This is a genomic window from Pseudoalteromonas sp. H105, assembly GCF_001469215.1.
Lineage (GTDB): Bacteria > Pseudomonadota > Gammaproteobacteria > Enterobacterales > Alteromonadaceae > Pseudoalteromonas.
On sequence record NZ_LOFH01000005.1, the window covers coordinates 14,544 to 35,943 of the forward strand.

Consider the following 21,400-nt stretch of genomic DNA (forward strand, 5'->3'; position numbering starts at 1 on the left):
CCTTAGTCCATTTAAATTGAGTCAATAAATGGGATTGTTTTATCCACTCTTAAAAGGTTCATTAGCTTAAACGGCTGACCCGTCACGTTGAGTAAAGATAATGAATTACTTTGTTTTTCAATTCTTTTATATAGAAAAACAATAGCACCTATTCCAGAAGAGTCGATAAATTCCGTTTTTGAAAAATCAAGAATAACCGAGCTTGCATCGTGTTCTACTAGATGCTCAAACTTATCTTTTAATTCGTCTACTGCAAAACCTGAGAAGTCTGTAGGAAGTGCTAAAACTTTTTGCTCTGTATCGTTAGCTAAATTCATCATGATCATTACCTTTTAAGTTTAAAGACTCTTAAAGTAATCCAAGAAGAATGCCAAGTTTAAGCTATTGAATTTTAAGGATTTGAATTTAATCAGAAGGAAGGGGCTGACCAAATACGCATAATGCAATCGCTTTTTAAGTATGCTTTTGCATTATGCGAAAATTAATTACTGTCCTTTACCCGTGAAAACCACGACAAATGTTTTAAATAAAATGCTGCACTCCATATAGCACCAACTACGCGCTGAGGATGTACTGAGCATATAAGCATAATCCCACCCTATTTTATTTCGTGCATCATCAATACTTTCATCATACCCGTTCATAACTTGCGCTAAGCCTGATATACCTGGTTTTATGCCATATGTTCTTTGGCAAAAATAAGGGATGTCTTTTTCTAGCTTCGAATAAAATACAGGGCGCTCTGGACGAGGGCCAATTAACGACATATCACCCACTAGCACATTCCAAAGCTGTGGCAACTCATCAAGCCGAGTCTTACGGATAAAACGGCCCACTGGCGTTATTCTAGCGTCATTTTTACTTGCCCACACTGCCCCGCTTTTACTTTCAGCATCAACGACCATCGAGCGAAACTTAAGCACATTAAACAATGCAACAAAATCATCATTACTTTCACCCACTCTTTGCTGTCTAAATAAAACAGGTCCCTTCGACGTCATTTTTATACTTAGCGCGACCCCAAGCATCACAGGAAGCAGTAAAATTAGCCCTGTTACCGAGCCTATAATATCAATCCCGCGTTTTACCGTTTTAATCCATGCATTATTTTGCGGCTTTAAGTGATGCACACGTTGCCAGTGCGTTTTGTAATCACCGCGTTCAAATTTAACAATCCCCCAAAGCGCCAACGCATAAGCACCTACAAGGTAATTAATACTGTCAACAATTGGAAATTTAACTTTAATTTTTGCACTACTTTTAATAACCCCAGCGCCGTGTACGGCAAGCATCAGCCCACTCGCAATAGACGGTAATACCCAATTAGACACCAACGCTAACGTAAAAGTGAGTACGTATACACTTAACAATATAATTGGCATAAGGCCACGCAATACTTTGTGGGAAAAAAAGTTAAAACTAACCCATCCGAGCTTAGGGTTAAGTAAGCTAAACAATGCTTTTATTTGCTGCCAGTTCCCAGCGCCTATTCTAACTCTTCTTGCATTATCGTGACTTTGCTCATCACACTCTCTTTCTAAAATATTGATGTCACTATTGACCTGTGATTTCCCCCCTTTCTTAAGTGCTTTCATCGAAAGGATAAAATCATCATTTATGGTACTGTCGTCTAAAAGTTCAGCTGCGTCAGAACGTATAGCAAACATCGCACCGGGCATACCAATAACAGCGCCAAGTGAAGACTCCATACTTTTCACTTTATTCTGGTAGTGCCAATACTGCTTCTGCTGTGCTGAAGCTAATTCATCAAGGACATACACTCCGGTGATGACATTGACTTCAGGGTTTTTAAAATCTGCGTCGATTTTATCCAACACATCAATACTTAGTAATGCACTGACATCTGTAAACAGTAACGCATCATAATTTGACTTGGTGAGTTTAATTAATTCATTAATACCATATGCTTTGCCTTTGTTCTCTTTGCTAAAATGCAAATGACAATTGACATTTTGCTTTGCAAGATGCGATTGAGCAATCATGGCTTCTTGATACGTTTTATCAGTGCAACCATCAAGGTAAACATGAATTGCATAATGCTGAGTATCATAAAGCATAGACCCAAGATTATGCAGTTTCTCTTTAATATGTGCCTGCTCATTGTAAGCGCACATTAAAATACCAAAGCGTGTGGTGGGAATTATAGCTGGCTTATTTTCCTTATGTTGTTCATTACTAAATAGTTTTAGAATAATTAAATAACCAACGTGATGATACAAAACAAGCACAATTAAAATTACCCATATCGTAAATAAGACAGTCATAATGTTTCCCCTATAAAGCTAAACCATTGTAAAAATGATCGTATGCTTTGCTCATTTGATCTGCATCGGCAATTGAGAAGATATATTCTCGAATACATTGCCCTTGCTTCATGTTTATAGCTTTTAATAGAGCAACTTTTAAACCAACTGGATCATTTAACCCAATAAGAATTCCCTGCTCTTGCGTTACCACTTCACTAATCCCACCCACATCACTGGCAACAATCACTTTTCCGCATGCCATCGACTCCAATATCGATAACGGTAAGCCTTCTCTTTGAGAATAAAGGCACATCACACTTATCGCGGAATAAAACAACTGCATATGCTGTACATTCCCTAAAAAATGTACCCGCTTTAACACCCCAAGCGCAGACGCTGCGTTTTGAAGAGACAGCATTAAACTGCCATTACCAGCAAACACGAGTTCAATATCTTCGTCTAACTCAGGCAGTAGTTGTATTAAATCTGCATGCCCTTTGCCAGGCTCTAATCGGGCAGAACAACCAATCAGTTTCCTATTTTGAGGCAATCCAAGCTGACTGCGGGCAGTGGCTTCATTGATGTGAGTAAACTGCTGGAAATCAATCCCATTGAGTATGGTTTTATCCGCCTTAATCGCTGTTTGTTGATAAAAATCATTTGCAACTACCTGCGCATCAGCAACCCAGTTAATTTTTGTCAGGCCATTTAATACTTTCGTAATCAAGCGTTGTTTAAAGTTGTTTAAATACCATGCATCGTGAATAGTAGACACATGACGCACGCTTTTATTCGTCATACATACAAGGCTGGCATAAAGCATTGGCCCTACATGGTGACTGTGTACGACTTGTATATTATGCTCTTTAATCAATCGACTTAGTTTTTTAAGGACCGTTAAGTCAAACTTTGGCGCTTTATTTAAGCTCACCATTTGGTGGCCAAATTGTGCAAGCGCTGGCCATTCTTTTATTGCATCTTGCTCCTTACCTTCAAGAGAAACAATCAAGCTGTTATGTGCAAACTGGCTTTTTTGCATGAGTGTTACGGCCATTTTTTCCAAACCGCCAATTTTAAAATGCTGAACCAAATGTAAAACATTCATGTTAATTCCCCTTACTTAAGAAGTTCATCGTTGAGTTTGAGTTTGTATACAACTCCCCCTTACCCACGATAGGCAAAATAGTGACCACCTCGACCGCTGATAATTTCTCGATGGTTTGGATATCTTTTAAGTGACTATCAAACAGCGTTGCAACAAAAACACTGGTTCCACTTGCAAATAAACCTAATACAATTCCAACAATAATGGCGACCATCATTGAGGTGTTTATTGGTTGAGTTGGGCTGTAAGCACGCTCAATCGTTTTAACTTTATCCGGGCCTTCATATTTCACTAACTTGCCGGTTACTTTAGCCATTTCGTAGCGCCCTAACATGTCTTTGTACAAAGACTGTTTCACATCATAATCGCGCTCAAGTTTTCTTAACTGTTTTTCAATATCACTGGTGACAAGTAAACGCTGGCTAAGCTCATTAACTTGTTTTTCAAGCATTTCAAACTCTTGCTGGTGTTGATGAACTTGATTTTTAGCTTCTTCTAATGCAAGTATTTGTGAAACAAGTACATTACTTTCATTATTTTTATTAGCAGGTAACGTATTAGCCATTTGCCATAACTGTTCGATATTGGCGGCGTCTAAATTTTTACCACTTTCGATTAATGCTTGTTGACGTGCTCTGATGCTGATCAATTCACGTTGTTTAGAAATGACTTTACTGTGCTTATCTGTGTAACGCGTTTTTAAAAAGCTGAGTTCCGACTCAACAGTAATAATCCGCTCTTCTATACGCCCTAGAATAGGGTTCGCCTGGCCCATTTTAGAAGTTAGTGCCTCAAGCTTAGCGCTTGCACCAGACAAAACGATTGATTTCTGTTGCAAATCGCTCAATAACTTATCAAACGTCTGTCTATTACTGTGAAGAACTGTGGGTAGCGTATTACTATTTTTAGCTTTAAACGCGGCGAGCTCTTCTTCTGAAAGCTCTAGCTCTTGACGTAAGCTAACGAGCTGTTGATAGAAAAACTGTTCAGATGTATCTAACGATGCCTTTGTGGGAGCCAACAAGCTTTCGATAAACTTTTCAACGACTTTCTCAAGCACTGGCTTCATTTGCGAGGGTTCATGCCACGTAAAATTGACCCGTACTAGCTCATCACCCACTAACGATAATGACAGTGATTGTGATAACTCTTGGTGTATTTTCTCAATTGCTGCTGGGCTTGCATTTTCTGACACTAGATTAGTCTCTTTGGCAACAGCAATAAGCACCTTGCGGCTAATCACTAGAGTTCTTAATGCAGCCATACGGTTTGTTAAGTCAAACGAAAATGATAAGTCATCTAAATAAGGGTTCAATAATGCCGACTCTTCAATTAAGATCGTCGCATGGTTGGTGTATTTTTTTTCAGCAGTTGCAGCAAGAAATATAACAACAATAGGCACAATCACTAAAGGCAACACAAAAAGTTTAACTCTGGTATACAGTGCATACAAAGCTAAATAAAGTAACCGTTTTATCTGCTCTCTAACTAACATAATCTCTACCTATATATTTGCATTTTGCTATGCATAAATGAGCGGTTATTTGCAAAATAAAAATGATTAACTGCTAATAACTGGCTTTCTTAGGTAGTTGCACAGGGCGCGCCAACATTACGTTTAGATATAAATTTTAACGGTTAAGCAAGCGCATATCGCTGACAACGATACTCGCTTTCGACTGCCAACTATGCTGACTCGCTATGTGTTGTTGCGCCTGTTCTAAGTCCATTAATTGTGATTCACTCAGCGCTAAAGCACTATCAAGCTGATTTATAAATTGCGCTGCCGTATCAGCTATAAAAAGGTGTGAATCATAACGATTTACAGCAGGAAAACCTGTCGTCACAATGGGCTTCCCTGCAGCTAAATATTCTTTTAATTTGAGTGGATCACATGCCCGTATTTGTTCATTAGTAACAAACGGTAAAATAGACACATCCCAATGTGCTGAAAAAGACGCTAACCGTTTATGGCAAACCGCAGGAATATGCGTCACATTCTTAAAACTTAATAATCGCTCAACGTTAGTAACAACATGGCCAATCAATACGAGTTGATAGTCAGGTCTTGCTGCAGCGAGTGCCTCAAGCAAGTCAATATCAAGCCATGCATTTATACTGCCGTAAAAACCCACTACGGGACCAGTCAGGGCTTTTATTTCATCTGCTTTGATTATACTTTCGCTAAATAGCTCAACACTCACTCCATGACTTAACATTTTTGCTTTACCCGCGGGCATTTTTGCCAATAAGAAGTCACTAATAACATAAATTAAATCAGCCGTTGCAATTAATTGCTTTTCAAATGGCGCAACTAGATCAGCGTCAACCCCCGCTAATGCAGAAAAATCATCACCGCAGTAGTAGATCATTTTGTCTTGGGATTGTGTATTAAAAAGGTAAAGTGCCGTTGGTACACTTAACCAGTAATTCACAGGTTCGGCCTGTGTATTTGCTTTAAAGAAATAAGAAAAAATGCGCTTATTTACATAGCGAATAAATCGATTATCGTGCCAAGGTAAAATAGGGAGTTTATACACTTTCATGTTGGCTGGTGTGGCGATAGCTTGCGTCTTAGGGCTACTAAAAAGTTGCAAAACTTTATCAAAAACACGTTTAATATCATGAACTCTAATGCGAGGTTTACGCATACCAACAGAGTTTACCCAGTGCACCTCATGCTTTTTTGCAAGCTCAGAAAATAAATGTTGAGTACTGCTTGGATGGCTTCCCCAGTCTTCCGCAAATACAATAAATTTCATACGTCGCCCTCTATCGTTTTCACTATTTTCGCAGGGTTTCCGGCTGCAATACTGTTCGCAGGCACGTCTTTTGTAACAACACTACCAGCTCCTATAATAGCCCCTTTACCAATCGTTACCCCACCGAGTACCGTAACACCAGTCCCCAACCATGCACCTTGTTTGATAATAATGTCACCCACTTGTGAATCATCATCACTTTCACCTGCAGCTCTGCGATCACAATCAACAGGGTGGCCAGGGAACCCTGCAAGAAAGACCCGACCAGCGAGCCGAACGTCATCCTCAAGAATAATATTTCGACCAACCGAAAACGCATTTTGCCAACCAATATCAACGTTATTGCCAATCCTAAGCTTAGCCTGCATATTTACAGAGGAACGACCGCATAATGTGCTAATACCTGAAATCCTGACATCATCACCACACTCAATTTCAAGGTCACCGAGAATTTGCGGCATCCCAGAATACAAATATAACCGCTTCTTAGTACCTAAGATCTGGCTTTTAAAAAGTGGTGTGAAATATAAAACTCGTAACAACTCCTGGCATAGCTGCTTAATCAAATTGTGGAGGTGGAATAACCCAGAATGAAAAACGGGTATCACCATCATTTGCGGATTGCGAACCGCTTTTGCAAAACGAAAAAATGAGGAGGCCAATGGGTGTTCACTATTTTTTAGCCAATGCTTTAATTGTATTAACATGCAATTATTCCTTATTGTTTTCAATTGTGAGCTTTTCAAGTGCAATCGTCAGGGACAAAATTATGTAAAGAGGCCATGTAAAGGCTTGCGTTAAAAACGTGCCAGCTACCATAAACCCGATTAAACCCGCTTTTAATGCGTTGGCATTAACAGCAACATCAGGATTAAACTTAAGCTTATTAATACAAAGTACCCTTGATAAACTGCGATAAATCGCAGCAATCACCAATAAAAAGACACACAAGCCTACAAACCCTGTTTCACCTAACACCTGAAACCATGTGCTATGTACTGCATGATTCTTGCCATCCCAGTGTGGACTGTAAAAATAATAATTTACAAAAAAATTATTCACGCCAACACCGGTGAATGGATTCGCTATTGCCATATTTATCGCCGCTTGCCAGGCGTATATCCTTCCCATGGCTGATTCGTCAACACCTGATTCTGTGGCCCCACCACTTTGTCTATCGGCGATCCCTGCAAATACCATCATTGCCAACATGCCAAGCACACCAAATATGGCCACAACCACTGGGTTTTTAACTTTTTGGTACAAGAAGAAACTTAAAATTGCGGCTATACCCAATAGCCCTCCCCGACTTTGCGTTGCGATAACTCCCGAAATAGCTAAAATCAACCCGACCCCCGCAAAAATTCGTCGGTATTTATTTGCGTTAGAGTCAAACAGCTCTGCTGCTAAAAAGGAAACGGGAAACATAAGTACCAAGGATAAATCGTTAGGATCCCCTAATTGCGAACGATACTCTCTTGAAATAGTCACCCGCGAACCTTCAACCAAACCAACCCCATTCATTTTGTTATTCAGGGCAACTAATGAAATCGTCACCCCTGAAATCATTATTCCTAATCGCACAAAACTAAAATGAGAAAAACGTGTCAGCCACCAGCTGATAACAAACACCATTATAAAAACTTTAACCAACACCCCTGACCAATACTCAATAGCAACCCCTCGATTTGAAGCAGAAAACACACACACAGTGAGCCAAGCAAACCAAATGACAAAAATCAGATGAGTCGAACTCCAATGCGGCTTTAATGTTTTTGAAATGAACAAGTGCCATGCAATAGCCAGCAGTGAAGCTAATGCGAGTAATTTGGGTATTTTTAGGGGCATAAGCACTACAAATGCTTCATGGATTCTAAAATAACTAAAGAGAATAAAAAGTATGACAAATACTGTGCTTAAACGGATAGCTAAAAAGCCAGCAAATGGCAGCAGTAGTAACGCAAATGCAGCTATTGGACCAAACAATAAATATAGTACCGAAATTAATACCGTTATCAGTAGTCCATTAATTAATAAGTAATTGTTCTTATACCAGTTAACCATGGACACCCCTTTTCGTTAATTGCTGGAGCGCATTCATTACCAGTGGCTTATATTTGTTGGTAAGCACGATAAGTAAAGACAAAAACATTAGGCATTGAATACTCATTGAGTATGTAAAATCAACCACGCTAAAAACAAACACCCCCAAAAAGCAAAACCAACTCGGTATAATTCGATAAAAATTAAATGGTAAAGGTTCTAACTTTTGACTCATAAAAAAGAACAAAATAGTTTTAAGGGTTTGCGCCAAGGCCAACGACACAACAGCACCTAGTACGCCCCACGCAGGTACTAAAAAAGTGAGTAGTATCAACACAAAAACTGCACTTACACCATTAATTACTGAGACATATAATCCATTTAAGTGGATATAACAGCCAATATTTAATAAGTCGCTGTGATGGCGTAATACCACAATAAAAATAAGACTCGGCAGTAACCAAGCATTGAGCAAATAACTTTGCGGCAAAACAAACACAAACAGATGAGGCGTGATAATTAACATCAATATGCAAAGCGCAATACCAATCTCTAAGCTAAGTTCACACAAATAAACATAACGCGTTGGGCTTGAAGTTAATTCGTTAAACCGACGGGAAAACCACCACATTCTGATCGGCTCGAACGTAAAGGACGTCATCACTGCAAATTGCAAAGCAACATAATATTGTGCCAGTTTTTCTTTACCAATACTGGCTGCAATAAACCAGTTTTCAGCTCCGTTATTGGCATATACAAAAAGTGATGAAACTAAAATACTTAATAAAAACAAGCAATTTTTACGCGTTATACTCCAAGGTATTGCTTTAAAATCAATTTTAATTTCTGAAAAAATAATCCTAAGAGAGATAGCTAAAACAACAAAGCTTGCAACCGCACCTGAGGCCATTACACCCGTTACCCCAAAGCCGAGGTACAGTGAAGCAATGGTCAGGATTGTTTGACCTATGCCTTGCAAAATAGCTAGAAAACAAAACTGCTTAGCCATTTCGTAATACCTAAAAAAACAAAATACAATGGATAGTAGTGATGAAAAAGCGAGATTAATCGCTAATAATTGCAAGTCAATTAATGACAAAGAAATAGGAAGGAGCTCACTTAAAGGTTGAGTGAAAAACCAAAAAAGTAAGACAAACACCAAACTCAACAGACCGCATAACAGCAATGCATCTCTAAATAAGGCACGTTTGTGGACCTCACTTTTCATTTGCTGTTTGAATAGAAGTTCTGGTAACCCTAAGCATAAAAGCAACGACATAACAGCGGATATAGACACTAAAAAATTTAACTCACCAAACTGGGCTTGGTTTAATAGTCGCGTTGAGATAGGCAATAAAGCAAAGCCTAAACCTTTAAGCAGCAAGGTCGATAATCCAAAATAGGCTATTTGCTTTATTCCATTCATACTCTACCCCTGTGCTTTTTGCACCCACTGCGATAATTTTTTAGCTTGAGAATTCGCATTAAACTTCGTCGCTGCTAAGCGTTTAGCGTTAACCCCCTTTGTATATCTTTCATAAGGGCTTAACTCACAAAACTCCCTGAGTATTTTTTCCAATCCTGAAATACTCGCTGGCTCACACTTATATCCAACCGCATCATTTATAATTTCTTTCGTCCCCATTAACTCAGTTGTTAAAACAGGAATCCCACTGGCCATTGCTTCTTTTAACACCACCGGGCCGGTGTCTCTATCTCCGTTACGAGATACACAAAAAGGTGCAACGAGGGCAGAGTAATTACACGTGTTTTTTGACAACCAAAACGGTGTCTTACGACCTAAAAAACGAACATTATGCTCAATACCTAAGTTTTCACACAGAAACTTTAGATCATTTAATAATGGACCATCCCCAACAATATCTAAAGAAATTGGGTACTTATTATTTAACGCCTTAATTGCAGGAAATAGAAACTGCAACCCCTTCTTCTCAACCAAGCGACCCACAAAGAGTAATTTAACTGATTCACTTAGGCGGTTAGGTGCACAATTAAATAAACTAAAATCAACTCCACAATGAAGTAGCTCCACTTTTCCTACCTTGTACTCATTCAATTTTTCAACCATCCCCTCGCATACCGCCACAGAAAAATCGCAAAGAGACAGCTTCACCTTCAAATCTGAATAGTTAACATACACATCATGGCCATGCCCGATAGAAGACACACTCACACCAGCCATTTTGCTCCCTGCGATTGCATAGGCCAGGGGGGCATGCATAAAGTGACAATGTATGTGCGAAATTTTGTGCAGTTTAATAATGGCTGCGATATTCGCACCAAAGCCTAACAGTGATGTTGTCGAAATTGATTTAAATTTAGACGCAATAAATGCCGTTTTTAAGAATTTGAATGGGTGTGCTGCTGCAACCTTGGCGGCTTCTGGCAGCGATCTTTTTACAACAATCACGTTGACGCTTTTATCAATGTTGCTTGATTCATCTGAGTTCTCAAATGTAATGACACTCACTTTGTGCCCAGCTCTAACAAGCGCATTAATTTCTGTCACCACAAATGTTTCTGACGGTACGTGAAAGGTAGGGACGACTATGCCAATGTGTTTCATGGTGAATGCTCCTAATAATAACTTAACGTTATTTCGCAAGAACCATGCCCACTCAATCGCCCTTATAAATCGCTAAAACAAACCTAATTTGCGAACATATATTGCAAAATGCAAAGCATTAGACAAAAAACATCCTAAATAGCCACTAAAATAGTTGGCGCTTAAATTGCGTATAACCTTAGTAAGTTACTTTTAAACTAACAGGTGAATATCATGAGCGTAGATGTCAGCGTAATCATTCCAAACTACAACTGTAAGCAGTATTTAGCTAAAGCGATTAGTAGTGTTGTTAAACAATCTAATGTCAACGTCGAGATTATTGTTGTTGATGACGGTTCAACAGATGGCAGCCTCGAGTGGTTAAAAAAAGCACAGCAAACATTTCCACAATTGGTTATCTTAGAACAAGAAAATACAGGGGTTGTTAATGTCAGAAACAGAGCCATTGGCGCAGCAAAAGCAGAATATATTGCATTTTTAGATGCTGATGATTACTGGACCGATGATAAACTTTTTGAGCAACTACATTACATGAAACAGCACAACGACTGTGTATTGAGCTTTACTAACTATATGCACGTAAATGAGGCATATGAGCCGATAGTCGATTGCTTTTCATTTTGGCCTGAATTTGCAAAACACATAGACAAAAATGATTCTGGCTATCAAGACTTAAAATCACCGATGGATTTACTCATTTATGCCAATGTTATAGGTACTTCATCCGTTATGGTAAAGCGCTCTACCATTAACTACATCGGACGCTTTGATAACGCATTAAACAGTGCCAGTGACTGGGATTGTTGGCTTAAACTGGCACGCATAGGCGCTGTTGCGTTTTCACCTAATGTTTCTATGGACTACTTAATGCGAGTTGGCTCTATCACAGCTAATAGAACCAATAGGCTCAACGCGATGAAAGAAATTGTATCGCGCTGTAAAGATGATGCTGGTATGTTTGCACAAGTCAAAGCGCAAGCACGTATACTAGAATGCTATGGCGAATACTATCGCGAAATAGGCAATAAATTTAAAGCACTTACAACAGCTGCAGCGGCCTTTACCCTATTCCCTCATAAAAGAAATTTACGTCATTTATTACATGACCTAAAACGCTCATTATCATCATCTCAAAACTAACCAACCAACAATAAAGCGTGCATATAATATGCACGCTTTTACGTTTTATTCTTTAGCTTTTATTCAAACTTAGCTGATAACTCAACATTTTATGGTCGCTTCCTTCAAAGGAAGTCACCGATAAGTTTTCAAGCGAAAATTCATCACTAAAAATACAATGATCTATCGGCAACCCTGTGAACAATGAATCAAAAAACCTAAACGGCGTAAAGCTAACATAGGCATTCGCTTGGGTGTAGCAGCTACTTGCTGTACCAAAATCAAAATAATATGACCAAGGCACAACATTTAAATCCCCTATCACTAACCAGGGCGTTTTTTCACTCAGTAAAGCCTCTCTCATAGCAGCCAGTAGATAATTTCTATTTTGCCAATGTTGTTTTGTTCTCGGAGAAGGTGGGTGCGCTATATAAGTCGTAATAACCGTGTCTTTAAATAACAAACGAAGTTTAATGAAACCTAATCGATCTCCGTCTAGTTTGACTTGTTGTCTATAAACAATAGGTAAACGTGAAATCACGACTATTCCATAAGGGATCCCCTCAACCTCCCGGTAACCAAATAAGTCAGCTTGAGTTAAAAAAGGGCGAAGTAAATGCCGATTTAAATCACTATACTCTTGTAGAACTAACATATCCCACGATTGATTTTTTAATGCAGCCAACTGCTTTGCAATATGTGGATTATTATAATTTAAGTTAATTTGCTTGATGCTAAGCATTTCAGCCGAGAGGCTAGTGGTCCATGAAGGTGAAGGCAGTAAAGTCAACAACCCCGCAATACACGCGGCGAGTATACCTAACGCTATTTTCTTCACGTTCATCAATAGAAGTAGCAAACCACATACAAACGTTAATACTAATAACGGCATTCTTAAAGACGTAATGAGATCGCCGAAATAGCTATCAAAAGGCAAATAGGCACAACCTATAAAGACAATGCACAGCATTATTATCCCCGACTTTAAGAGGCTTCTTCGCAGTAATTTCATAGACTTTTTCTGTTTAGTTAAATCAACCATTGCCTGCTTACCCTCATGCAAAGAAAAAGAATATACCTAGGTATATTCTTTTTTCTTTGCATTATTACTTTCTATTAGCGAATCTCGAATACCTGGTCATTTTGTTGTGTATCGAACTGCCATGAATAGGATAATGGCTCAGTGCTGGCGTCATAAAACCAAATCTCAGCGACTAAATCGATATCTTGACGACTCATGACAATGGTTGTTTCAACCATGCCTTGCATTAAAGGCGTTCTTACAACACAATTATTGTAGTCTGCACGGTCTGAATCGCCTTTTCTGTAACACACATTTAGATATGCACGTTGGTCACCCGCATTTAAGTTTACGTCTATATCGAGTTCAAACTTAGTCGATAAATTAAAATCATCCTCGATAGTTAACCCCATTACTCCCTCTGAAGCAGGCTCTGTCGTTGATGTATCGGTTGATACTGTGCTCGTAGTTGTAGTGGCTGTTGTTGCTTGTACTGGTGTTGGCGTTGATTTTTCATCGCCGCCGCCACCACATGCCGTTAAGCACACTGAAAAACATAAAGTAATCGTTAACTTATTCATTATTGTTCCCCTTCTGCAACGACATTGTTTGCATTGTAATTTTCAAACCATTGAGAGTTTTGTTGCCCTGAAGATTCAGCAAAGCGAGCAAAGCGGTCATAAGCAATTGTAATATCAACGCCTTCAAGTGGGTGTAGCCACTGTGTGCCGACTTCGATAGCCCAAGGCAAGCCGTTTTCAGTTTGAAAAAATAAGTTACTTGCTGGGTCACTTATGTCGTCACTTTGTTCATACTTAAACAACGCGTTATCAAATGCCTCTGTTGGTTGCTGGTTTTTCATATGAACCTCCCAACTGCGCGCTTGTTTACCAACTAAGAAATCACCATGATAAAACCCTTCACTCGCAAAGATAAACGGATCTAACAAGGTACCAGGAGATACCGATTTTGCTTTAGGTGCTTTGAGAGGAATAGTCATTGAAAACGACACTTTCATATTAATATCGCAATCTTTTTGCGTTCGAAAGTAGCTGCATCCAGTTTCAGGGGTAACATACTCCCATGTATCTTGCATAAATATCAAAATAGCGTTTTTACGATCAGCTTCTAACACAGGCTTATTCTGTAATTTTCCATCGATAAGATAGGTGATATTTGCCTCATCAACCTCATCACGCAAAATAGCCAACGTGTTGTTGCCAACCGTTTCTGTCAAGCTAACCGCAAAGCCATTGTGATAGGTTGCGCCAATCCCGATTAATTGACCTTCAATTCTGTAACCAACAACATTGCTATCTTCAATTAATTGCGTGGTACGGTAGTTTAAAACAACATCATTAAAATCATAATCCCCTGCAAATGGCCATTTGTCTTCATAAGCAAGGGTAACCCAATCGCTCTCACCGGGGTAAACAGCACTGGCAAATGTAGTGATTTCGTAATCTTCAACCTCGCCACCTAATACGCCACCCGTTGCCGTGATCAACGATGCCTCGGTTCCATCCGTAACCCTAAAGCGCGCCCACGTTTGGCCTGACTTTGTATCACTGGGAACATCAACTAAAATACTATTGTCCCCCGCGTTTAACACCGTTTTAGTCACCATTCGTTCCGTTTCGCTGAATACTCCATTTTGATCCCAATCAAACCAAGCATATAAAAAGCTTTCTGCTGAAGCATTCACAATAATTTGACTTGTTTGCCCTGCCGAAAAGGCAGTAACAAAGCGAACACCATCATCAGAAGCATCAACAAAGTTGCTAGCAAGGTCGCTGTCTGTATTTATATTCTCACCGTCAACACTGGCCCCTAAATAAATCAGATTACTGTTATCACTGTTAGGATCAAATAAGTGGCGTGCCCCGCTTTGTTCTAAACTAGTTCGGTAAGGAAAAGGCGCGTCACCAAAGTCGATTGAACTATCCGTTACTTTTACCTCAGCAATTGCGCAACGAGCGCCATCATTTTGGCTTGATTTAGGCCCAGAGGTAAAAACATTTGCTACCGGCGTGTAACCCACAACAGGACTGGTACTTAAATCTACTTTGTGAATTTTACCGCTTTTATTATTACTAAAATAAAACTGACCATTGATATCAAAATATGCCGCGCCAAATGCCCCTGTATCAGTGCCGATATCAAGTTGGGTGATAAACTGACTGGTGTTTGCGTCTACATTTATCTCATGTAAATCACCATTAGACTCAACGGCATAAAGCAAATTACTTTGAGGGTGAAATGCAAAATCATAAATCCCTAGTTTCCAATTTTCTGTTCCAGGCATAAGATTAGCGTTAATGGGCGCATCTAAGTCGCCATCTAAATCGATTTCATACAGCCCGAACCTTGGAGAATACACATAATATGAAGCGCTTTGTGCTGCATCTTCGCCTATGACACGCACATCGCCAACATAAAAATTAGTATCTGGGAGGCCTAAAATATCAAGGCGAGTCATCTCGTAATCACTACCAATTTGTACAACACTTTTGGGGGCTTGACGACTAAAGCCATACAGGTATTGATTTTTGTAGTTAAAGCCAACCGCATTAACGCTTTCATTGTTCGCTTCTGCAGAGAACGTAAGCTGCGAAGCTAAAACGGTTGATTTTGCTGAAACCAAGTCTATTCCATAGAGTTGTGCATTCGCATCCTGCATTAAAAATGCTTGGCTCGGACACGTATCGAATGACTGGCTAAACGCGGTGCATGGGAGTAGCAATAAACATGCTTTTGCTAAATAGGTTAATTTCATTAGATACCCCTAAAAAGTTAAGTGATTAAACAAATGCAGGCTTCATTCCAAAATTTAACCAATTGATATTTAATATTAAATATATTCATAAAAGGCATAGAGTGCATCTTGCAACTCAATTTTTTGCATTATGCGAGTCTTTTTCGAACTAATACGAGGCCAAGGACTAATAACTGGCAGTTTGCCTGTGCGTTAACGCTATTAGCGTGATAGTTGAGTAAGACAAGAAAAATACAGTACAATAATAGAATTAAGGCTTAGCTCCATTAACGCTAAGCCTCTTTCATTTTAGGTAACGAGCATGGCACATAATCGCGGAAATCTATTTATCCTATCAGCCCCTTCGGGAGCTGGTAAATCAAGCTTAATAAATGCGTTATTAGCAAAGCATACAGATATGAAAGTATCTGTATCACACACCACTCGTTCTCCTCGACCTGGAGAAGACAATGGTGTGCACTACCACTTTGCAACAGTTGATGAATTCAAAGCACTTATTGAAAAGAATGATTTCTTTGAATGGGCTCAAGTATTTGATAATTATTACGGCACATCTAAACAAGCTATCGAAGAACAACTTGCTGCGGGTATTGATGTATTTTTAGATATTGATTGGCAAGGCGCACAACAAATGCGCAACCTAGTTGATGATATAGAAACCATCTTTATTTTACCTCCTTCTAAAGATGAATTAGAAACCCGTTTAAACAATCGAGGTCAAGACTCAGCAGAAGTGATTGCCGGGCGTATGGCACAAGCACAATCAGAAAGCTCGCATTATAATGAGTATGATTATTTAGTGATAAACGATGACTTTGAAACCGCACTCACGCAGCTAGAAACAATTGTGCTCGCAAAACGCCTGTCATTAAAATGTCAGGCAGTAAAACATCAACGATTAATCGCTGATCTGATAAAATAACTGTTTAAACATTTATAGATAAAAATTAACCACTAGCTATTGGCGAATCTTACTCTGTGCAGTAAACTACGTCTTTGCTTAAAAATTTATTTGGAGTGCTGAAGATGGCTCGCGTAACTGTTGAAGATGCAGTAGATGCAATTGGTAATCGTTTTGACTTAATTTTAGTTGCGGCTCGTCGTGCCCGCCAAATCGCTGTGGGCGGTAAAAACCCACTTGTTGACCCTGAGAACGATAAGCCAACCGTTGTTGCTTTACGTGAAATCGAACTTGGTTTAGTTGATAGCTCATCAATGGATGTTATTGATCGTGAAGAGCAACAACATCAAGAAGCGGCGGAAATGGCTGCTGTTGCTGCTATCGTTGGTGGCAACCAATAATCTGACTTCCCGGTCTGATTTAGCCAGCGGCGTAGTATTTCTACTCTAGCCGTTGGCAATCCCCTCTTTTCATCGTATATTCTAAACATACCGTTACCTATTTGCTTCACTAGAACATTGGAGTGTGAATGTATCTTTTTGAAGGTCTAAAAAAGAAAATATCAGAATATTTGCCACCGGCAGATGTAGAACTGGTGCAAAAAGCCTATGTTGTTGCGCGAGAAGCGCACGAGGGGCAAACTCGCTCGAGTGGCGAACCTTATATTACTCACCCTGTTGAAGTAACCCAAATTCTTGCTGGCATGCATTTAGACCATGAAACCCTCATGGCAGCTTTGATGCATGATGTGATTGAAGATACTGACTTCAGCCAACAAGACTTAGCCGACATCTTTGGTGACACTGTCGCAGAATTGGTTGAGGGTGTCAGTAAGCTCGATAAGCTCAGCTTCAAAGATAAAAAAGAATTTCAAGCAGAAAACTATCGTAAAATGATTATGGCAATGACGCAGGATATTCGCGTCATTTTAATCAAACTCGCTGATCGTACTCATAATATGCGCACGTTAGGTGCACTTCGCCCAGATAAGCGCCGTCGAATTGCACGTGAAACGCTTGAAATCTATGCCCCGATTGCCAACCGCTTAGGTATTCATGATATTAAAAATGAACTAGAGGATTTAGGATTTCAAGCCCTTTACCCTATGCGTCATCGCGCTCTGAAATCACAAGTGGCAAAAGCCCGTGGTAATCGCAAAGAAGTCATTTCTAATATTCAAACTGAGATCACTGCACGCCTTGAAGAAGCAGGCATAAAAGCGGGTGTGTCAGGTCGTGAAAAGCATTTGTATAGCATTTATAAAAAAATGCTAAATAAAGAGCTTTTATTTAATGAAGTCATGGATATCTATGCTTTTAGAATTGCAGTTGACTCCATGGATACCTGCTACCGCGTGCTTGGTGTTGCGCATAATCTTTATAAACCAATAGAAACACGTTTTAAAGATTATATTGCAGTACCTAAAACTAATGGCTATCAATCGCTCCACACCTCCTTGGTTGGGCCTCATGGGATACCAGTCGAAATACAAATTAGAACTCACGACATGGATCACATGGCTGATAAAGGTGTTGCTGCACACTGGATGTATAAAAAATCAGGTGATGGTGCTGGCCATACAGCGCAACAACGTGCTCGTCAATGGATGCAAAGCCTACTTGAACTTCAGCAAAGTGCTGGCTCTTCGTTTGAATTCGTTGAAAATGTTAAAACTGAGCTTTTCCCTGAGGAAATTTATGTATTTACGCCAGATGGTAGAATAGTTGAATTACCGATGGGCGCCACTGCTGTTGATTTTGCTTATGCAGTCCACACAGATGTAGGCAACACCTGTGTAGGTGCGCGTGTTAATCGCAAGCCACACCCATTGAGTAAAGCGTTAGACACAGGACAAACAGTCGAAGTTATTACCAGCTCTGGCGCACACCCAAATGCAACATGGCTTAACTTTATTGTGACTGGTAAAGCACGATTAGGCATTCGTAACTATTTAAAAAATCAACACCACGAAGAAGCATTACAACTGGGTAGACGTTTACTTGACTCAGCATTAGGTGAATCAAATTTAAATGACTTGCCAGATGAAAATATAACTCGCGTACTGAACGAACATAACTTAAATACCGTATTAGAACTGTTGGTCGAAATTGGCTCTGGTAATCTTATGAGTATGCTCATTGCACGACGCTTGTTACAAAACGACGATGAAGATTTAAGTGATATAGCCAAAAATGCCAAAGCCACTATTATCGGCACAGAAGGTATGCTCGTTAATTATTCTAAATGTTGTCGACCTGTACCAGGTGATGCGATTACGGCACACATTAGCCAAGGTAAAGGTGTTACCGTGCATCGCCAAGAATGTAAAAATATTCGTGGCTGGGAGTCTGAGCGCTCTAAATACCTCGTAGTGAAATGGGATGACAACCCTGAAAAAGAATACATAGCTGCACTGCGTGTTGAAATAATTAACCACCAAGGTGCACTCGCTAAATTGACCAATGTAGTTGCGACTACACAAGCAAACATTGTAGAAATAGCGACCGACGAAAAAGAAAGCAACCTCTATGTGATAGACCTTGGGATCACCGTGAAAAATCGTATTCACGTTGCAAACATTATGCGCAGAATCAGAGTTATGCCTGACGTACAAAAAGTCTATCGAAAAAAATAAATAGGATAATCATGAATAAAGCATTTATTTCTACTGATGATGCACCAGCAGCAATCGGTACTTATAGCCAAGCAGTTAAAGTAGGCACCGCTGTTTACTTATCAGGTCAAATTCCGTTAGTGCCGGCAACCATGGAAGTGGTTTCAGAAGACTTTGCGGAGCAAACACATCAAGTTTTCAAAAATATCAGTGCAGTCTGTGTTGAAGCGGGCGGTACAATACAAGACTTAGTAAAAGTGAATATTTATCTCACTGATTTATCAAACTTTGCTACTGTAAATGAAGTAATGAGCCAATACTTTAAAGCCCCTTACCCAGCACGTGCTGCAATTGGTGTACGTGCACTGCCTAAAAACGTGCAAGTTGAAATTGATGGTATTATGGAATTGCCTTCAACCAACTAGCATTTTTACTGAAACACTTGTTTGAGTATGCAATGACTAAACAAGTGTTTGCCAACAATATCAACCCACTTACTCCTTCTCCCTAATTCCTTGACAGTTTCTAAATTCTCTAGCACTCTATGGTTATAAATTTTGATGACCTTTAACTTTAGTAGTGTAAAAGGATAATGTGTGTTTAAGCTTGCCCATAACGGAAACGTATTACTGGATGTTGTAGAGCATTCGCCACCTAGTGCGGCCTTCGTCGTCGAGGCACTTGAGCGCTCACAATTTTGCGACTATCGAGTAGAACATGACTCAATAAAAGCCTATTTTGATGCGCCAAATAACGAGCGTACAATTGTTGTTGCCAGTAAACATGATGCTAAACTAGAAGTAACTATTGATAGTGAAAAGATGCTTGCTACGGGTGAACTAACCTTAGCTGAAGGTGGCAAAATACTTGACTTAGATACCGCTAAACAATTAATAGTCAAAGCTGGTGTCTCGCGTGGTTATAAACAAGCCTTTTTAGAACATTTACTACAACAACAATTTGAACTCGCCGCAGGTAAAACGGCAAAGGGAGTCCTTGCTAAAGGACGCCTCCCCGTAGATGGTCAATCATCACGCTTAATCCCTCATGTTGAAACATTAAAAAAACGCTTAAATTCTCCAAAACTGCGCGAAGATGGCACCGTTGATATGAGAGACTTTGGCAAGCTTGCCAATGTTGAACCTGGTACTTTGCTTATTCAACAATTACCTGCAACCCCAGGTAAAGAAGGTTTCACAGTCACTGGAGATAGTATTTCAGCAAAGCCTGGAGAAAGCTCCCCCCTTGTCGCTGGCGACGGCACTGAAATATCAAAAAACAATCCTTTAGAGTTAGTTTCAACAATTTCTGGTGTACCTATTGAAATAGCGAATGGGATGCGAGTAGATGATATTTACACAGTCAAAGATGTTGATGTAAAAAGCGGCCATGTGAACTTCGATGGCAGTGTGATAGTTACTCATAATATAGAACCAGGCATGAAAGTAACCGCCAAAGGCGATATAACGGTTCTGGGAACTGTCGAATCGAGTGAGCTAACGGCACAAGGCAGCATTACAATTAAACAAGGTGTGATTGGTCACCAACTTGATGATAAAACGTTGTCTTGCAAAATAACTTGTCAGGGGGATGTTCATGTTTCGCATGCTCAATATAGTTTTTTGAGTGGGCACAATATATTTATCGACCGTCAAGCAAGCCACTGCACAATGAAAGCTATTTCACTTTTGCAAGTGGGCCAAAACGAAAACCCACAAGGTAAAATATTTGGGGGTGAAATTATTGACGCAGGTATGGTGATAGCCGGAGAAATTGGCAATGAATCTGGCGCTAAAATGGTACTAAATATGGCGTCATCAGCGGCAGACATCACAATACAAATAGATGAATGTTTAAAAGAAACCGCTAAGGCAGAAGAGCAATTAGATACACTTCAAGCAACACTAGATAGAGCCGCTCTTGTAAAAGATGCTGAAAAGAAAAAAGCACTGCTTGCCAAAATAGGGGCGACACAGCAGCATTATTGTCAACATGCGGAAGAGCTCGAAAAGCGTAAATCAAGCCTCGAACAACATTTGGATGATCTACTAAGTAACGCCAACTTAGCGGTGAATAAAGCACTTCACTCTGGGGTTGAAATTCACATATTCGATAAAGTACTCAAAACTAACCGTAACTACCCTCCATGTAATGTTAAGTTGCAAGAGAAAAAAATAGAGATTGAGTTTAAAACCAGTTAATAAA

At 39.6% G+C, this 21,400-nt stretch carries 18 protein-coding genes; 6 read left to right on the plus strand and 12 right to left on the minus strand.

The annotated features are described in order from the left end of the window. Positions 1–11: 11 nt before the first annotated feature. From ATS75_RS09885 to ATS75_RS09925, 9 genes are all read right to left on the minus strand, one after another. The gene (locus ATS75_RS09885) at positions 12–320 is read right to left on the minus strand and encodes an STAS domain-containing protein (protein WP_058560293.1); all 309 of its coding nucleotides are present in this window, start codon (positions 318–320) and stop codon (positions 12–14) included. Between the two features lie 165 nt (positions 321–485). Continuing rightward, positions 486–2,285, minus strand: a complete 1,800-nt coding sequence (locus ATS75_RS09890; protein WP_058560294.1) for a sugar transferase — start codon at positions 2,283–2,285, stop codon at positions 486–488. Positions 2,286–2,295: 10 nt separating this feature from the next. After that, positions 2,296–3,372 carry a glycosyltransferase gene (locus ATS75_RS09895; protein ID WP_058560295.1) on the minus strand — a complete coding sequence of 359 codons (1,077 nt, stop codon included), beginning with the start codon at positions 3,370–3,372 and terminating at the stop codon, positions 2,296–2,298. A gap of 1 nt (position 3,373) precedes the next feature. Continuing rightward, a complete protein-coding gene (locus tag ATS75_RS09900; RefSeq protein WP_058560296.1) occupies positions 3,374–4,867 on the minus strand; it encodes a GumC family protein in 1,494 nt (497 codons plus the stop codon). Positions 4,868–5,003: 136 nt separating this feature from the next. Continuing rightward, positions 5,004–6,134, minus strand: a complete 1,131-nt coding sequence (locus ATS75_RS09905; protein WP_058560297.1) for a glycosyltransferase — start codon at positions 6,132–6,134, stop codon at positions 5,004–5,006. Then, on the minus strand, positions 6,131–6,841 hold the full coding sequence (locus ATS75_RS09910; protein WP_058560298.1) for an acyltransferase: 711 nt from the start codon (positions 6,839–6,841) through the stop codon (positions 6,131–6,133). The genes ATS75_RS09905 and ATS75_RS09910 overlap by 4 nt, the downstream gene beginning before the upstream one ends. A gap of 4 nt (positions 6,842–6,845) precedes the next feature. Then, positions 6,846–8,198 carry an O-antigen ligase family protein gene (locus ATS75_RS09915; RefSeq protein ID WP_058560299.1) on the minus strand — a complete coding sequence of 451 codons (1,353 nt, stop codon included), beginning with the start codon at positions 8,196–8,198 and terminating at the stop codon, positions 6,846–6,848. Continuing rightward, positions 8,191–9,603: a lipopolysaccharide biosynthesis protein gene (locus ATS75_RS09920; RefSeq protein WP_058560300.1), complete on the minus strand. Its 1,413-nt coding sequence runs from the start codon at positions 9,601–9,603 to the stop codon at positions 8,191–8,193. The genes ATS75_RS09915 and ATS75_RS09920 overlap by 8 nt, the downstream gene beginning before the upstream one ends. Before the next feature lie 3 nt (positions 9,604–9,606). Next, the gene (locus ATS75_RS09925; RefSeq protein ID WP_058560301.1) at positions 9,607–10,764 is read right to left on the minus strand and encodes a glycosyltransferase; all 1,158 of its coding nucleotides are present in this window, start codon (positions 10,762–10,764) and stop codon (positions 9,607–9,609) included. A gap of 213 nt (positions 10,765–10,977) precedes the next feature. On the opposite strand from ATS75_RS09925, the gene ATS75_RS09930 reads away from it, so the two are divergent. Next, positions 10,978–11,904, plus strand: coding sequence for a glycosyltransferase family 2 protein (locus ATS75_RS09930; RefSeq protein WP_058560302.1), 927 nt, complete (start codon positions 10,978–10,980; stop codon positions 11,902–11,904). Positions 11,905–11,956: 52 nt separating this feature from the next. Here ATS75_RS09930 and ATS75_RS09935 read toward each other — a convergent pair whose 3' ends face one another. From ATS75_RS09935 to ATS75_RS09945, 3 genes are all read right to left on the minus strand, one after another. Continuing rightward, positions 11,957–12,853 carry an endonuclease/exonuclease/phosphatase family protein gene (locus ATS75_RS09935; RefSeq protein ID WP_235591170.1) on the minus strand — a complete coding sequence of 299 codons (897 nt, stop codon included), beginning with the start codon at positions 12,851–12,853 and terminating at the stop codon, positions 11,957–11,959. A 146-nt stretch (positions 12,854–12,999) separates the two neighbouring features. Continuing rightward, positions 13,000–13,485, minus strand: a complete 486-nt coding sequence (locus tag ATS75_RS09940; protein WP_058560303.1) for a hypothetical protein — start codon at positions 13,483–13,485, stop codon at positions 13,000–13,002. Further along, positions 13,485–15,680: an LruC domain-containing protein gene (locus tag ATS75_RS09945; protein WP_058560304.1), complete on the minus strand. Its 2,196-nt coding sequence runs from the start codon at positions 15,678–15,680 to the stop codon at positions 13,485–13,487. The genes ATS75_RS09940 and ATS75_RS09945 overlap by 1 nt, the downstream gene beginning before the upstream one ends. A 301-nt stretch (positions 15,681–15,981) precedes the next feature. Here ATS75_RS09945 and gmk point away from each other — a divergent pair, with 301 nt between their 5' ends. From gmk to ATS75_RS09970, 5 genes are all read left to right on the plus strand, one after another. Further along, on the plus strand, positions 15,982–16,602 hold the full coding sequence (gmk, locus tag ATS75_RS09950; protein ID WP_058560305.1) for a guanylate kinase: 621 nt from the start codon (positions 15,982–15,984) through the stop codon (positions 16,600–16,602). A gap of 104 nt (positions 16,603–16,706) precedes the next feature. After that, on the plus strand, positions 16,707–16,982 hold the full coding sequence (gene rpoZ / locus ATS75_RS09955; RefSeq protein WP_058560306.1) for a DNA-directed RNA polymerase subunit omega: 276 nt from the start codon (positions 16,707–16,709) through the stop codon (positions 16,980–16,982). A 128-nt stretch (positions 16,983–17,110) separates the two neighbouring features. Further along, a complete protein-coding gene (gene spoT / locus ATS75_RS09960) occupies positions 17,111–19,216 on the plus strand; it encodes a bifunctional GTP diphosphokinase/guanosine-3',5'-bis pyrophosphate 3'-pyrophosphohydrolase (RefSeq protein ID WP_058560307.1) in 2,106 nt (701 codons plus the stop codon). Positions 19,217–19,227: 11 nt separating this feature from the next. Continuing rightward, positions 19,228–19,620 (plus strand): RidA family protein, encoded by a 393-nt coding sequence (locus ATS75_RS09965; RefSeq protein WP_058560308.1) that lies wholly within the window; start codon positions 19,228–19,230, stop codon positions 19,618–19,620. A gap of 171 nt (positions 19,621–19,791) precedes the next feature. Continuing rightward, positions 19,792–21,396: a DUF342 domain-containing protein gene (locus ATS75_RS09970; protein ID WP_058560309.1), complete on the plus strand. Its 1,605-nt coding sequence runs from the start codon at positions 19,792–19,794 to the stop codon at positions 21,394–21,396. Positions 21,397–21,400 lie beyond the last annotated feature (4 nt).

Coding starts and splice junctions, on each gene's coding strand:
- ATS75_RS09940 (WP_058560303.1), bottom strand. CDS start 13,485: ATGAATAAGTTAACGATTACTTTATGTTTTTCAGTGTGCTTAACGGCA.
- ATS75_RS09965 (WP_058560308.1), top strand. CDS start 19,228: ATGAATAAAGCATTTATTTCTACTGATGATGCACCAGCAGCAATCGGT.
- spoT (WP_058560307.1), top strand. CDS start 17,111: ATGTATCTTTTTGAAGGTCTAAAAAAGAAAATATCAGAATATTTGCCA.
- ATS75_RS09900 (WP_058560296.1), bottom strand. CDS start 4,867: ATGTTAGTTAGAGAGCAGATAAAACGGTTACTTTATTTAGCTTTGTAT.
- ATS75_RS09915 (WP_058560299.1), bottom strand. CDS start 8,198: ATGGTTAACTGGTATAAGAACAATTACTTATTAATTAATGGACTACTG.
- rpoZ (WP_058560306.1), top strand. CDS start 16,707: ATGGCTCGCGTAACTGTTGAAGATGCAGTAGATGCAATTGGTAATCGT.
- ATS75_RS09905 (WP_058560297.1), bottom strand. CDS start 6,134: ATGAAATTTATTGTATTTGCGGAAGACTGGGGAAGCCATCCAAGCAGT.
- ATS75_RS09895 (WP_058560295.1), bottom strand. CDS start 3,372: ATGAATGTTTTACATTTGGTTCAGCATTTTAAAATTGGCGGTTTGGAA.
- ATS75_RS09910 (WP_058560298.1), bottom strand. CDS start 6,841: ATGTTAATACAATTAAAGCATTGGCTAAAAAATAGTGAACACCCATTG.
- ATS75_RS09920 (WP_058560300.1), bottom strand. CDS start 9,603: ATGAATGGAATAAAGCAAATAGCCTATTTTGGATTATCGACCTTGCTG.
- ATS75_RS09885 (WP_058560293.1), bottom strand. CDS start 320: ATGATGAATTTAGCTAACGATACAGAGCAAAAAGTTTTAGCACTTCCT.
- ATS75_RS09890 (WP_058560294.1), bottom strand. CDS start 2,285: ATGACTGTCTTATTTACGATATGGGTAATTTTAATTGTGCTTGTTTTG.
- ATS75_RS09930 (WP_058560302.1), top strand. CDS start 10,978: ATGAGCGTAGATGTCAGCGTAATCATTCCAAACTACAACTGTAAGCAG.
- ATS75_RS09925 (WP_058560301.1), bottom strand. CDS start 10,764: ATGAAACACATTGGCATAGTCGTCCCTACCTTTCACGTACCGTCAGAA.
- ATS75_RS09945 (WP_058560304.1), bottom strand. CDS start 15,680: ATGAAATTAACCTATTTAGCAAAAGCATGTTTATTGCTACTCCCATGC.
- gmk (WP_058560305.1), top strand. CDS start 15,982: ATGGCACATAATCGCGGAAATCTATTTATCCTATCAGCCCCTTCGGGA.
- ATS75_RS09935 (WP_235591170.1), bottom strand. CDS start 12,853: ATGCTGTGCATTGTCTTTATAGGTTGTGCCTATTTGCCTTTTGATAGC.